The following is a 13783-nucleotide window of genomic DNA, read 5'->3' on the forward strand; positions in this document are numbered from 1 at the left end:
TTGATGTTCCCCGGATTCACCCGCACCGCCGCACAACCCGCCTCGATCGCGGCGAACACGTACTTCGGCTGGAAATGGATGTCCGCGATCACCGGGATCTGCGACTTCCGCGCGATCGTCGCCAACGCGTCCGCGTCGTCCTGCGTCGGACACGCCACCCGCACGATCTGGCAACCCGACGCCGTCAACTCCGCGATCTGCTGCAACGTGGCACCGATGTCCGACGTACGGGTCGTCGTCATCGACTGCACCGACACCGGCGCGTCCCCGCCGACCGCCACGGATCCGACCTGGATCTGCCGGCTCCTGCGGCGCTCGGCGAGCTTGGTCGGAACGGACGGCATGCCGAGAGAAATCGCAGTCATCTGCTGTGCAACCCCAAGTCGTGAATCAAGGTCCGGCCCCGTTCTGCGGCGGGCTCCAGGCTTCGAGATTACGGCACCGCCCCGATCATCGGCACATCCCACCCGGCAAACCCACTCAATGGGAGGCGGCCGGACAGGACACCTGCCCGGCCGCCTCGAACAGTGGGTGGCTAGGTGATTTTGACGGGGTTAACGACGTCCGCGATGAGGACGAGGATCGTGAAGCAGATGAAGACGCTGGCCACCACGTAGGCCACCGGCATGAGCTTCGCCACGTCGAAGGGTCCGGGGTCCGGGCGGCGCAGCACCTTGGCCAGGTGGCGGCGCAGGGACTCCCACAGGGCGCCGGCGATGTGGCCGCCGTCCAGGGGCAGCAGCGGCAGCATGTTGAAGAGGAACAGGGAGAGGTTGAAGCCGGCGACCAGCATCATGGCCATGGCCAGCTGCTGGGTGGGCGGGATGTCCAGGGTGAAGATGTCGCCGCCGACGCGGGCCGCGCCGACCACGCCCATCGGGGAGTCGGGCTGGCGGGGGGCGCCGTCGAAGGCCGCGTCCCACAGAGCGGGGATCTTGCCGGGCAGGCTCGCGATGGAGTCGACCGCCTCGCCGAGCCGGTCGCCCATCCACGTCACGGACTGGCCGAAGTCCTGGCGGACGATGCCGGTGGCGGCGCTGAAGCCGAGGAACCCGGCGTTGACGTACTTGCCCTGGACGATCTGGCCGTGCGAGTCCTTCTCGGCGACCTGGTTCGTGGCGATCTTCGCGTGCAGGGTGACGTCCTTGCCGCCCCGGTCGACGACGATCGGCACCTGCTTGCCAGGGTTGGCCCGGATGAGGTCGGACAGGCGGTCCCAGTCGGTGGTCCGCACCCCGTCGAAGGAGACGATCTTGTCGCCGGCCCGCAGGCCCGCGGCGGCGGCCGGCGAGGGGGCGTCCTTCTTGGTGCACGTGTCGCGGTTCTCGCTCTGCGCGATGACGCACTGCGAGACGGAGCTGACGGAGGTGGTCTGCTGGGAGATGCCGAAGCCCATCAGCACGATGAGGAACAGGGCGACCGCGAGGACGAGGTTCATGAAGGGGCCGGCGAACATGACGATGACCCGCTTCCACGGGGCGCGCGTGTAGAACATGCGCTTCTCGTCGCCGGGCTCCAGCTCCTCGTACGCGGCCGAGCGGGCGTCCTCGATCATGCCCCGCCAGGGTGAGGTGGAGCGGGCGGTGATCCGGCCGTCGTCACCCGGCGGGAACATGCCGATCATGCGGATGTAGCCGCCGAACGGGATGGCCTTGATGCCGTACTCCGTCTCGCCCTTCTTGCGCGAGAAGATCGTCGGGCCGAAGCCGACCATGTACTGCGGCACGCGGATGCCGAAGAGCTTGGCCGTGGACAGATGCCCCAGCTCGTGCCACGCGATGGAGACCAGCAGGCCGATCACGAAGACGACTATGCCGAGGATCATCATCAGGGACGTCATGCACGCGCCTCCGCGGTCGCCGTCTGCGCTGTCAGTTCCCGGGCGCGGGAGCGGGCCCAGGTCTCCGCTTCGAGGACGTCCGGCAGGGTCAGCGTAGTTCCCGTGCGGGGTGTGCCGTGCTCCTCGACCACCTGTGTCACGGTCTCCATGATCCCGTTGAAGGGCAGTGCGCCGCGCAGGAACGCGTCGACGCACTCCTCGTTGGCCGCATTGAACACGGCCGGGGCGGTGCCCGCGAGCCGGCCGACGTGCCGGGCGAGTCCGACGGAGGGGAAGGCCTCGGTGTCGAGAGGGAAGAACTCCCAGGTGGAGGCCTTGCTCCAGTCGAAGGCGGGGGCGGCGTCGGGCACCCGTTCGGGCCAGCCGAGGCCGATGGCGATGGGCCCGCTCATGTCGGGGGGCGTCGCCTGGGCGAGTGTGGACCCGTCGGTGAACTCGACCATCGAGTGGACGTACGACTGCGGGTGGACGACGACCTCGATGCGCTCGAAGGGGATGTCGTACAGCAGGTGGGCCTCGATGACCTCCAGGCCCTTGTTGACGAGGGTGGCGGAGTTCACCGTGATCACCGGGCCCATCGCCCAGGTGGGGTGGGCGAGGGCGTCCTCGACGGTGACGTCCGCTAGGTCGTCCTTGCCACGGCCGCGGAAGGGGCCGCCGGACGCGGTCACGACGAGCTTGCGCACATCCGCCCTGGTCCCGGCGGCCAGGGCCTGGAAGAGCGCGGCGTGCTCGGAGTCCACGGGGATGATCTGCCCCGGCTCGGCGACCGCCTTGACCAGCGGGCCGCCGACGATGAGCGACTCCTTGTTGGCGAGCGCGAGGGTGCGGCCCGCCTCCAGGGCGGCGAGGGTCGGGGCGAGGCCGATGGAACCGGTGATGCCGTTGAGGACGGTGTGGCAGTCGGAGGCGGCGAGGTGCGTGGCCGCCTCCGGGCCGGCCAGGATCTCGGGGAGCGGCCCGGCGCTCCCGTACTGCGCGGCCAGCGCCTCGCGCAGGGCCGGTACGACGTCCTCGCGGGCCACGGCCACGGTCCGCACCCGCAGCCGGAACGCCTGCTCGGCGAGGAGACCCACCCGGCCGCCGTTGGCGGACAGAGCGGTGACCCGGAAACGGTCCGGGTGGCGCAGCACGAGGTCGATGGCCTGGGTGCCGACGGACCCGGTGGACCCGAGGACGACGACGTCCTTGGGGCCGTCCCCGGTGACGGGGTCGAAGACGAGATGCGGATCGGCGAGAGGGGCTGGACTGTCGCTCATCCCCCCATTGTGGCCGCAACGTCTCCGTCTCAGGACAGCGCGTCCTTCGGGCGGGTCCGGGGCGCGCCGGAGCACGGGGAGGGCGCTGCGGTCGTGCGCGCTCCGGCGGCACGCCCCCGGCGTGCGCTCCGGCGGCACGCGCGGGGCGTGCCGCCGGGGGCGGGTGGGGCGTACCGCTTGGGGACCGATGGGGCGTACCGCCGGGTGTGGGGCGCGGGCGTCTACCGGATCGGCCGGTGCACGTTCTCCCGGCCGCTGGGGCCCGGTTCCGGCTCGGCGATCCACGGTCCGTCGTCCGAGGGATCGACGATGCCCTGTTCCAGCCACTCGTAGGCGCCGCCGAGGACGCCCTTGACGACCTTGCGGTCCAGGTCGTCGGTGTTGTTCCACAGGCGGTCGAAGAGTTCGCCGACGCGGATGCGGGACTGGCGGCAGAAGGCGTCGGCGAGCTGGTAGGCCTCCTGGCCCCTCTCGCCGCGGCTGCGCAGGAGTTCGGCGCGCACACAGGCCGCGCTCATCGCGAACAGTTCGGCGCCGATGTCGACGACGCGACCGAGGAAGCCCTGCTTGGTCTCCATGCGGCCCTGCCAGCGGGACATGGCGTAGAAGGTGGAGCGGGCGAGTTTGCGGGCGTGGCGTTCGACGTAGCGCAGGTGCCCGGAGAGGTCGGCGTGGCCGCGGGGGTGGAACTCGGCGTACGAGCGCGGGAGTTGCCCGGGGCCGGCGACCAGTTTCGGCAGCCACTTGGCGTAGAAGACGCCCGCGTTCGCGCCCGCCCTCGCCTTGTCGGGCAGGGACTTGTCGGGGTCGATCAGGTCGCCGGCGACGGAGAGGTGGGCGTCGACGGCCTCGCGCGCGATCAGCAGGTGCATGATCTCGGTCGAGCCCTCGAAGATGCGGTTGATGCGCAGGTCGCGCAGCATCTGCTCGGCGGGGACGGCGCGTTCGCCGCGGGCGGCGAGGGAGGCGGCGGTCTCGAAACCCCGCCCGCCGCGGATCTGGACCAGCTCGTCGGCCATCTTCCAGGCCATCTCGGAGCCGTAGAGCTTGGCGAGGGCGGCCTCGATGCGGATGTCGTTGCGGTTCTCGTCGGCCATCTGGGCGGACAGTTCGAGGACGGCCTCCAGCGCGAAGGTGGTGGCGGCGATGAAGGAGATCTTGGAGCCCACCGCCTCGTGCAGCGCGACCGGCTTGCCCCACTGCTCGCGCACCGCGGACCACTCGCGGGCGATCTTCAGACACCACTTGCCGGCGCCCGCACACATGGCCGGCAGGGAGAGGCGTCCGGTGTTGAGGGTGGTCAGGGCGATCTTCAGGCCCTGGCCCTCCTCGCCGATGCGGTGGGCGGCCGGGACGCGGACCCGGTGGAAGCGGGTGACGCCGTTCTCGATGCCGCGCAGGCCCATGAAGGCGTTGCGGTGCTCCACCGTTACGCCCTCGGCGGCTGCCTCGACGACGAAGGCGGTGATGCCGCCCCGGTGCCCCTCGGACTTCGGTACGCGCGCCATGACGACGAGCAGGTCGGCCACCACGCCGTTGGTGGTCCACAGTTTCACGCCGTCCAGGACGTAGTCGTCCCCTTCCGGCACGGCCGTGGTCGCCAGGCGGGCCGGGTCGGAGCCGACGTCCGGCTCGGTGAGCAGGAAGGCGGAGATGTCGGTGCGGGCGCACCGGGGCAGGAACGTGTCCTTCTGCTCCTGGGTGCCGAAGAGTTTCAGCGGCTGCGGTACGCCGATCGACTGATGGGCGGAGAGCAGCGCGCCGATCGCGGGGCTGGCGGAGCCGGCCAGGGCGAGCGCCTTGTTGTAGTACACCTGGGTCAGGCCGAGGCCGCCGTACTTGGTGTCGATCTTCATGCCGAGGGCGCCCAGTTCCTTGAGTCCGGTGACGACCTCGTCCGGGATCCGGGCGTCGCGTTCGATGCGGGCGGAGTCGACCTCCGTCTCGCAGAAGGCGCGCAGCCGGGCCAGGAACTCCTCGCCGCGCCGCACGTCCTCGTCGGCCGGGAGCGGGTGCGGGTGGATGAGGTCGAGCCGGAAACGGCCGAGGAACAGTTCCTTGGCGAAGCTGGGCTTGCGCCAGTGCTGCTCCCGGGCGGCCTCCGCCACCTGCCGGGCCTCGCGCTCGGTGACGGTGGGTTTGCTGGTCGCTGGTGCGGACATGTGGCTCACCTCGCCGCGAGGACGGGCCCCGCGAATAGGGGTCTTGGGTGCTTTCGTTACCGACCGGTGCTACTGGTTCGTATGTACCCGATACCGGACGATGTCACCACCCCTCGCGCGGCGGTGGTCCGGGCGCGGGCGGGCGGTGGGACCGCGGGCGTGCCGGTGTGGTGTCATGCGGTGGAGGGACGGCGGTGGCCGGGCGGGCGCCGGGGCGGGCGCGGAGGGACCGTCCGGACACGGCGGGACCGGTCTGCCATGATCGGTCGGGAAGCTGTCGAAGCGCTTCGACAACCTATGGGCACTATGGACACCCATTCTCGCTGGGGCTACTGTCGAACGGGCCTCATACACACCCCTACACACCCCTGTCGGTCAGGCGCACTGTCGAAGCGCTTCACAAAGCTTGGAGAGCTGGATGGTCACCCTCGCCGAGGTCGCGCAGCACGCCGGAGTCTCGGCGAGCACGGTGAGCTATGTCCTCAGCGGCAAGCGGTCCATCTCCGCGGGCACCCGGGAGCGGGTCGAGCACAGCGTCCGCGAACTGGGGTACCACCCGAACGCGGGCGCCCGCGCCCTGGCCAGCAGCAGGTCGAACGTCATCGCCCTGATGATCCCGCTGCGCACGGACATGTACGTGCCGGTGATGATGGAGATCGCCATCGCGGTGGCGACCACCGCCCGCGCCCACGGGTACGACGTGCTGCTGCTCACCGGCGAGGAGGGTCCCGACGCCGTGCGCCGGGTCACGGGCAGCGGGCTGGCCGACGCGATGATCCTCATGGACGTCGAACTGGAGGACGAGCGGCTGCCCCTGCTGCGCGGCACCGACCAGCCCTGCGTGCTCATCGGTCTGCCCGCCGACGCCGCCGGTCTGACCTGCGTCGACCTGGACTGGGGCGCGACCGGCGCGCTGTGCGTGGAGCACCTGGCGAAGCTGGGCCACCGCGACATCGCTGTCATCGGCGAGGCACCCGCCGTCTACGAGCGGCACACCGGCTTCGCCGAACGGACCCTGGACGGACTGCGCTCCCGGGCCCGCGAACTGGGCCTGAAGGTGCTGCACCGCCCCTGCGAGGGCGGTTACGACGCGATGGCCGCGACCCTGGCCCGGATCTTCGACGAGCGGCCGGGCACCACGGGGTTCGTCGTGCAGAACGAGTCCGCGGTCGAGCCGCTGCTCGCCCTGCTGCGCCGGCAGGGCCGGGCCGTCCCCGAGGACGTGTCGGTGGCCGCGATCTGCCCCGACCAGGTCGCCGTCCAGGCCTCGGTGCGGCTCACCTCGGTGGCCGTCCCCGCCCAGGAGATGGGCCGGTGCGCCGTCGAGCGCCTGGTGGCCAAGCTGGACGGGCGCGACGGCGACGAGGTGGTCCTCATCGCCCCGCAGCTGACCGTGCGCGCGAGTTCGGGTCCCGTGCCGACGGCGCCCTGAGGCGTCGAGCCGTGGGGGCCGACGCGGTCCGGGTGCGCGCCCGGCTCGGCGGTCCGGCCCTCGACGGGCTCCCCGGCGCCCTGCTGGACCTGCTGGTGGCGCCGGTGCTGACCGCGGGCGCGCCCGAGCGACGGTCCGTCTCCCCGCTGGAGCCCGCTGGGCGGACGCGTGAACCGGGCGGACGCGCGAGGGCGGCGGGAGCGTGCCGGTCGAGGCGCCGCTGGACCGCATCCCGCTGTCCCTCCGGGACGGGGCGCGACTGCCGATCGCCGGGTGAACCGGGCGAACCGGGTGAACCGGCAGGGCGCCCTGGGCGCCGCCGGCTTCGACGAACAGTCTGACGCCGAGATCGTCGACCGTACGAAGCTGTCGGGCGACGCGGTCACCCCGGCCCCGGGCCGCACCGCCGAACTGCTCCACCGCGCCTGCGACTTCGGTGAGGGGGTCCGGGAGGCGACCGCCGAGCCGGCGGGCGGGGCGGGCCCGGCGCCGCCACGCGGTCATGGACGGTCAGGCCGAGGGAGAGACGGGCCGAACAGGCGGAATGGGCGGGCAGAGGATGGACGGACGGCCGGAGCCCCCGCACAGTCGGGCTCCGGCCGTCGTCGGTGATCGACCGTCCGGCCTACAGGGCCAGACCGGTCAGTACGAGGACGCGCTCGTAGGTGTAGTCGTCCATCGCGAACCGCACGCCCTCACGGCCGACGCCGGACTGCTTGACGCCGCCGTAGGGCATCTGGTCGGCGCGGTAGGACGGCACGTCGCCGACGACCACGCCGCCGACCTCCAGGGCGCGGTGGGCGCGGAAGGCGGCCTGGAGGTCGTGGGTGAACACGCCTGCCTGAAGACCGTACTTGGAGTCGTTGACCGCGGCGAAGGCCTCGGCCTCGCCGTTCACCTTCTGCACGGTCAGGACCGGCCCGAAGACCTCCTCGGAGGCGATCGTGACATCGGCCGGTACGTCGGCGAGGACGGTCGGCGCGTAGGAGGCGCCGTCGCGCTTGCCGCCGGTGAGCACGGTGGCGCCGGCGTCGGCGGCCTCGCGCACCCAGGACTCGACGCGGAGGGCGGCGTCCTCGCTGACCAGCGGGCCGACGTCCGTCTTCGGGTCGGACGGGTCACCCGTGGCCTGGGCCTCGACGGCGGAGACGATGCGGGGCAGCAGCCGGTCGTACACCGAGGCGTCGGCGATCACGCGCTGCACGGAGATGCAGGACTGGCCGCCCTGGTAGTTGGAGAAGGTGGCGATGCGGGTCGCCGCCCGGTCCAGGTCCTCGTCGCTCGCCCAGTCGCCGAGGACGACGGCCGCGCCGTTGCCGCCCAGCTCCAGGGTGCAGTGCTTGCGCGGCACCGAGTCCATGATCGCGTAGCCGACCTTCTCGGACCCCGTGAAGGAGATGACCGGCAGCCGCTCGTCCTGGACCAGGGCGGGCATACGGTCGTTGGAGACGGGCAGGACGGACCAGGAACCGGCGGGCAGCTCCGTCTCGGCCAGCAGCTCCCCGAGGATCAGGCCCGACAGCGGGGTGGCCGGGGCCGGCTTGAGGATGATCGGGACGCCTGCGGCGATGGCCGGGGCGACCTTGTGCGCGCACAGGTTCAGCGGGAAGTTGAACGGCGCGATGCCGAGGACGACGCCCTTGGGGAAGCGGCGGGTGAGGGCGAGCCGGCCCTGGCCGCCGCCGTCCGTGTCCAGACGCTGGGCCTCGCCGCCGTTGAACCGGCGGGCCTCCTCCGCGGCGAACCGGAACACCGACACGGCGCGACCGACCTCGCCGCGCGCCCACTTGATCGGCTTGCCGTTCTCGGCGGAGATCAGCTGGGCGATCTCCTCACCGCGCTCGACCAGCCGCTTGCCGACCTGGTCCAGGGCGGCGGCACGTACGTGGGCCGGGGTGGCGGCGAACTCGTCCAGCACGGCGTGCGCGGCGGCCACGGCCTCCTCGACCTGGGCGTCCGTCGGCAGGCTGACCTTGCCGACCGTCCGGCCGTCCCACGGGGAGGTGACGTCGAAGGTGTCCTCGCCGGTGGCCTGGCGGCCGGCGAGCCAGAAGGCGGTGGTGGATGTCATTGGACGAGTCCCGGCCCTTCCGCGTTGGAGGTGAGTGCTTGCGTCGACAACGGTAGGACGGAGACGCCCCGCGGACGCTTGTCCGGGGTGGAGCAGTGGGGGCGGGGGGTGCGCCGGTTTGGCAGAGGGGGCGGCGGGTGGTTGCGCGGGGCCCGTTCGGGTCCGGGGCGTCGGGGGCGGTGGCTGGTTGGGCCGGTCCAGGTTCGGGCGACGGCCGGCTGTGCGGGGCCACGAGGCCGGTCCGGGTTCGGGACGGCGGCCGGCTGTGCGGGGCCACAAAGCCGGTCCGGATTCGGGACGGCGGCCGGCTGTGCGGGGCCACAAAGCCGGTCCGGATTCGGGACGGCGGCCGGCTGTGCGGGGCCACAAAGCCGGTCCGGGTTCGGGGCGGTGGGCTATTCCGTTGTCGTGGCCTTCAGGGCCAGCCACAGCTCCATGCGTACGTCCGGGTCGTCCAGGGAGCGGCCGAGGATCTCCTCCACTCGGCGCATCCGGTAGCGCAGGGTGTGGCGGTGCACGCCGAGGTCGGCTGCCGCCGCGTCCCACTGGCCGTGCCGGGAGAGCCAGGCCCGCAGGCTGGCCACCAGGTCCCCGCGGCCGGTCGCGTCGTGCTCGTACAGGGCCCGCAGCAGCCCGTCCGCAAACGCCCGCACCGCGTCGTCCGCCAGCAGCGGCAGCACGGAACCCGACGCCAGTTGCTCGTGCTCGACCAGCACCCGCCCGCGCCGCCGCGCCACGGACAGCGCCTGTTCGGCCTGCTTGAAGGCGGCCGCCGCGGCGATCGGCCCGGCCGGGGCGGACAGGCCCACGACCAGTTCGGCCTCGTCACCGGCCTTCTGCTCGGACACGGCGGCGGCCCGCGCGGCCTCCGAAGCACCGGCGTACTCCCCGCAGGCGGTGACCGCGGCGCTGCCGTCCCCGGCCAGCACCACCAGCCGCTCCCCGTCGGGCACGACGAGCACCGCCTCGCCGGAGCGCGCGGCGGCGGCCTCCACGACCTCGGCGAGGCCCGCGAGCGGGTCGCCTCCGGTGCCGACGGCGGCCGCCGGGGTGGCCGGGGCGGGCTTGGCGGACTGCACGCGCGCGTGTGCGTCGGCGTGCGCGCGCGCCGCGGACGCCGAGGCCGACTCGGCGACGATCATCCGGAACGGCGCGTCCAGCAGGCTGCCGTACAGGTCCCCGGCTACGGCCCGCGCGTGGTCGGGCTGGCCGGCGAGCAGCATGCGCAGCACCGCCGCGCCGATCCGCTGCTCGGCGGCGTGCAGGGAGCGGGAGCGCTCCGTGGTGAGGGTCAGCAGGGCGACGGCGGAGTGGACGGCGTACCGCTCGGCGGTGCCGAGGGTGGCGGCGGTGCCCACCGCGAGGGCGGCTCGCGGGCGGCGACCGGTGCCGATCGAGTGCAGTTCGACGCGGTCCTCGGTCTCCGGTCCGCCGACGACGGCGGAGGCGGGCGCGGGCCGGTCCCGCAGCCGTTCGACGTCCGCGGTGAGCCGGGCGGCCCTGCGGGTGGCCCACTCGGGCGCGGTGGCGACGACGGCGCCGGAGGCGTCGTAGAGCGCCGCCCAGCCGTCCACCTGGGCGGCGAGTGCGGTGAGCAGTCCCTCGGGTCCGGCGTTCAGCGCCTGCCTGGTCAGTTCGCGCTGGGCGGCGAAGCCTGCCGTGACCGCGCGGTACTGGTCGGCGGCGATGGCGGCCGAGACCGCCTTGCTGATCGCGAGGAAGGGGGTGCGCCGCGGGACCTCGAGCAGCGGCAGGCCTTCCTCCTCGGCGGCGGCGACGAGCGCCTCGGGGATCTCCTCGTAGTTCACCCCGATGGCGAAGCCGAGCCCGACCACTCCGGCCCCGGCCAGCCGCTTGACGTAGCGGCGCATGGCCTCGGGATCCTCCGCGTCCAGCTTGAGCGCGGTGATCAGCAGCAGCTCGCCGCCCTCCATGTACGGCACGGGGTCGGCCAGCTCGCTGACGTGCGCCCAGCGGACGGGCACGTCCAGGCGGTCCCCGCCCGCGCGCACGGTCAGTTTGAGCGCGGAGTGGTGGACGAGTGAGGCGAGCGTCGGGGGCATGGGACCTTCAGGTCTGCGGAGGTCTTGGCGATGTGGTGATCTGGTCGATCCGGTTGATCTGGTGATCAGGTTGATCTGGTGATCAGGTTGATCTGGTTGATCTGGTGATCGTTGCGGAGTTTTGGCCGTCGCGTATGAACGGCCTGTGTCGATTCTGCCTCACTGTACGGTCGGTGCGAACCGGATGCCCGTCCGGGGCCTCCCAGGGCCGTCCGGGGCCGCCCGGTCGCACGGTCGGTGAGGGAGTCGGTGGGCGCCGGTGGCGGGGGCCTGGGGCGGAGCCGACGAGGGATTCAGCCGCGCAGGTCCACCAGGAGCGGGGGCGCGTGCTCGCCCGCCACGCTCGTCAGCGACAGCACCGCATGCCCCGGCGGAACCTCGTGGGCCAGTTGCGAGGCGGACCAGCGCTCCCGCTCGACCTGCTTGGTGGTGACGGCGTCGGTGGTCACCGCCTTGCCGGTGACCAGCTTGCGCAGCGCGTGGATCGCCCGGGTCATCGGCTGGTCGGCGAAGACGGTGTGCTTGGCGACCTCCTTCGTCTCCACCCACTCGGTGCCCCAGGCGTGCGCGAACCGGCTGCCGTCCCAGGTGGTCACCCCGGACAGCGCCATACGGCAGCCCACGGCCCCCAGCAGCGGCCCGTGCAGGGCCTCGGGCACGTCCGCGACCGAGCGCAGCGCGAGGACGACGCCGGCGTTCTGCGCGCGCAGCCGCTGGATGCGGCGCACCGACTCGGCCGTGACGCTGCCGGTGGCGTCGTCGAGGACCAGGCAGGCGAAGTGCGGGCGCCGGGCCTCCCGTACGACGCTGTGGAACTGGGCCAGGACCAGCCGGGTGACGATCCGGGACGCCTCCTCGTGTCCGCGCTCGGGCAGGTCGATGCGGACCCGCAGCGGATGGTGGGCGACGGCGCGCAGCGAGAACGGGCGGCTGCCGGTGGTGCTGCTGCCGAAGAACTCGGCGAAGACCGGCCGGTCGAGCAGGGCGAGCCGGTCGGCCAGGACCGGGCCGGCGTCCGCCGCGCTGCCGGCCTGCCGCATCCGGGCGTCCAGCTCACGGCGCATCACGGCGTGCGCGTCGGAGCGCCCGCCGGCGTCCTCGGGAGCGGGCTCGCCCGCGGCGAGCCCCGCCCGCAGGGCCGCGAGGGCCCCGGGGTCGCCCTCCAGCAGTTCACGCAGCACCGGCAGCGTCGGGAAGCGGCCGTGCACCGCCCGGTAGGGGCCGAGCAGCTGGGAGAGGGCGGTGGCGGCGCTCTGGGTGCCCACGGTGTCGAGGTCCCCGACCAGCGCCTCGGCCAGGAAGGCGGCGGCCTCGTCGGGGTCGAGGGACTCGGCGTACGGGTCGAGGTCGTGGGCGGAGGCGGGATCGCCGATCCGCACGACGACGTCGTACGCGCCGTCGGGGCCGAGCGGCGTACCGGCTGCGCAGACGGCGACGACCGCGCAACGGCCGGTCAGCGCCTGGAGGGTGAGCGCCTCGGTGACCGGCCCGACCACGTGCCGGGTCTTGCCGGAGCCGGGCGGCCCCACGAGCAGCAGCGAGGTGCCGAGCTGCTCCGGTCCGAGGGCGGCGCCGGCGTCGTGGTAGGCACGCGGTGCCCGCTCCCCCGCCACCCAGCGCCCGAGCCGTACCTGGCCTTCCAGCAGGTCGTGCCGGGCGGCGCGGGCGGGCAGGTCGCGCGCGCCGGACGGGTGGGTCCAGGCGGCGCCGCCCTGGCGCAGCACGGTGTCGGCGAAGACGGCGGGCCGCGCCTCGCGCCGCGCCGCGCCCCAGGCCCGCTCGACGCGGGCGCAGTCGACGTCGTTCATCCGCCCGGCGGCCACCTCGGCGGTGAGCACGTCGGCCGCCTGGTGGTGCCCGGCGCGCCGCAGCTCGGGCCACTGGGAACGGGGTACGTCGGCCGGCGGCGGCGCGGCGGGATCGGCGGCGGCCCGGCGCCGGGCGACCAGCTCCCGGACGTACGCCCACCAGCCGCCGAGCCGGGCGAAGGGCCAGAGGACCAGGAGGGTGACCAGGGCGTACAGGCTGTCGGTGAACAGCTGCGAGGCGAACAGGCCGTAGCCGCCCGAGACCAGGGCCACCAGGGAGAACAGCGGTGCGACGACCGGTACCGCGTCCCAGCCGACCAGCGGAAATGCCTCCGGGAAGACGAGGCTGAGGGCGCCGAGCGCCCCGACGGCGGCGAACAGGGCCCGGGAGGGCTGCGGGCGGAGGCCCACGAAGTGCCTTGCGACCTCGGGCCAGCTGCCCAGCCGTCCGACCGCGTAGACGAGCACGGCGAAGAAGACGCCGTCGTAGACGACCCGGGCCTCCCGCCCCTGCCACCCCTTCGGCGAGACGGTCCCGCCCCACCACCAGTCGTCCGGCGTGAACAGTTTCAGGGGGGCCGACTCGTAGGGCAGGGCGCCCTGCCGCCACAGCGACCACACCAGCAGGGCGACGACCAGCGGGATCAGCAGTCCGACGACGGTGATGGAGGGCAGCCGGCCGGGGGTGTCGTCACCGCCCTTGGGCGGCCGGTGGCCGAGGCGCCAGATACCCGGTGCGGCAGCCGGGCGGGACATGTCGAGCCAGTCGGCGACGGCGGCCCGCCGGGGGTGCTGAGGGGGCAGCTGAGAGGGCAGTGGTGGCAGTGGTGATTCGTACGGCGCCGGTGTGCCCGGTGGGCGTGTGGGCCGGGGCGGCATGGCGGGGGTGTCCCGCGGCGCCGCCGGGCGAGGCACCGGGTACGCGTGTTCCGGATGCGTGCCCCGGGCGTCCTGCGTCCCGTCGTCCATCTCCCCTGCCCCCTGAGCTGCCGTTCCGTCCACGGTTCCGTCCACCGTCAGCGAGTCAATCTAGCGCCCGCGCCAAGGGAGTTCACCGACCGTGCGGCAAGCCGCACGCCACGGCACCGCCACCCGGCACGCTCGTCCCCGCACCCCTTCTATATCCACCACGGACAACCGCGACCGCC

Annotated in this window: 8 protein-coding genes and 1 pseudogene; 2 read left to right on the forward strand and 7 right to left on the reverse strand. The window is 73.2% G+C overall.

Annotated features, from left to right (window positions below):
• From AB0G56_RS38555 to AB0G56_RS38570, 4 genes are all read right to left on the reverse strand, one after another.
• Positions 1-365: flavodoxin-dependent (E)-4-hydroxy-3-methylbut-2-enyl-diphosphate synthase (locus tag AB0G56_RS38555; protein WP_360979841.1), on the reverse strand; the 365-nt coding region annotated here is incomplete at its 3' end.
• A gap of 170 nt (positions 366-535) precedes the next feature.
• Complete coding sequence (locus AB0G56_RS38560; protein WP_360979922.1) at positions 536-1828, reverse strand: site-2 protease family protein; 1293 nt, start codon at positions 1826-1828, stop codon at positions 536-538.
• 8 nt (positions 1829-1836) lie between these two features.
• Positions 1837-3099, reverse strand: a complete 1263-nt coding sequence (gene dxr, locus AB0G56_RS38565) for a 1-deoxy-D-xylulose-5-phosphate reductoisomerase (protein WP_360979844.1) — start codon at positions 3097-3099, stop codon at positions 1837-1839.
• Between the two features lie 221 nt (positions 3100-3320).
• Positions 3321-5261, reverse strand: a complete 1941-nt coding sequence (locus AB0G56_RS38570; RefSeq protein ID WP_360979847.1) for an acyl-CoA dehydrogenase family protein — start codon at positions 5259-5261, stop codon at positions 3321-3323.
• A 418-nt stretch (positions 5262-5679) separates the two neighbouring features.
• Here AB0G56_RS38570 and AB0G56_RS38575 point away from each other — a divergent pair, with 418 nt between their 5' ends.
• Complete coding sequence (locus AB0G56_RS38575) at positions 5680-6693, forward strand: LacI family DNA-binding transcriptional regulator (protein ID WP_360979850.1); 1014 nt, start codon at positions 5680-5682, stop codon at positions 6691-6693.
• A gap of 86 nt (positions 6694-6779) precedes the next feature.
• Positions 6780-6970: pseudogene (locus AB0G56_RS38580) on the forward strand (hypothetical protein); the annotation flags it as partial.
• A 348-nt stretch (positions 6971-7318) separates the two neighbouring features.
• Here AB0G56_RS38580 and AB0G56_RS38585 read toward each other — a convergent pair.
• The 3 genes from AB0G56_RS38585 to AB0G56_RS38595 form a co-directional block, all read right to left on the reverse strand.
• Positions 7319-8764, reverse strand: a complete 1446-nt coding sequence (locus AB0G56_RS38585; RefSeq protein ID WP_360979853.1) for an aldehyde dehydrogenase family protein — start codon at positions 8762-8764, stop codon at positions 7319-7321.
• A 395-nt stretch (positions 8765-9159) separates the two neighbouring features.
• The gene (locus tag AB0G56_RS38590) at positions 9160-10827 is read right to left on the reverse strand and encodes a PucR family transcriptional regulator (RefSeq protein ID WP_360979856.1); all 1668 of its coding nucleotides are present in this window, start codon (positions 10825-10827) and stop codon (positions 9160-9162) included.
• 293 nt (positions 10828-11120) lie between these two features.
• A complete protein-coding gene (locus tag AB0G56_RS38595; RefSeq protein WP_360979859.1) occupies positions 11121-13604 on the reverse strand; it encodes an ATP/GTP-binding protein in 2484 nt (827 codons plus the stop codon).
• Positions 13605-13783 lie beyond the last annotated feature (179 nt).

Source organism: Streptomyces sp. NPDC021356 (genome assembly GCF_040641015.1).
GTDB lineage: Bacteria > Actinomycetota > Actinomycetes > Streptomycetales > Streptomycetaceae > Streptomyces.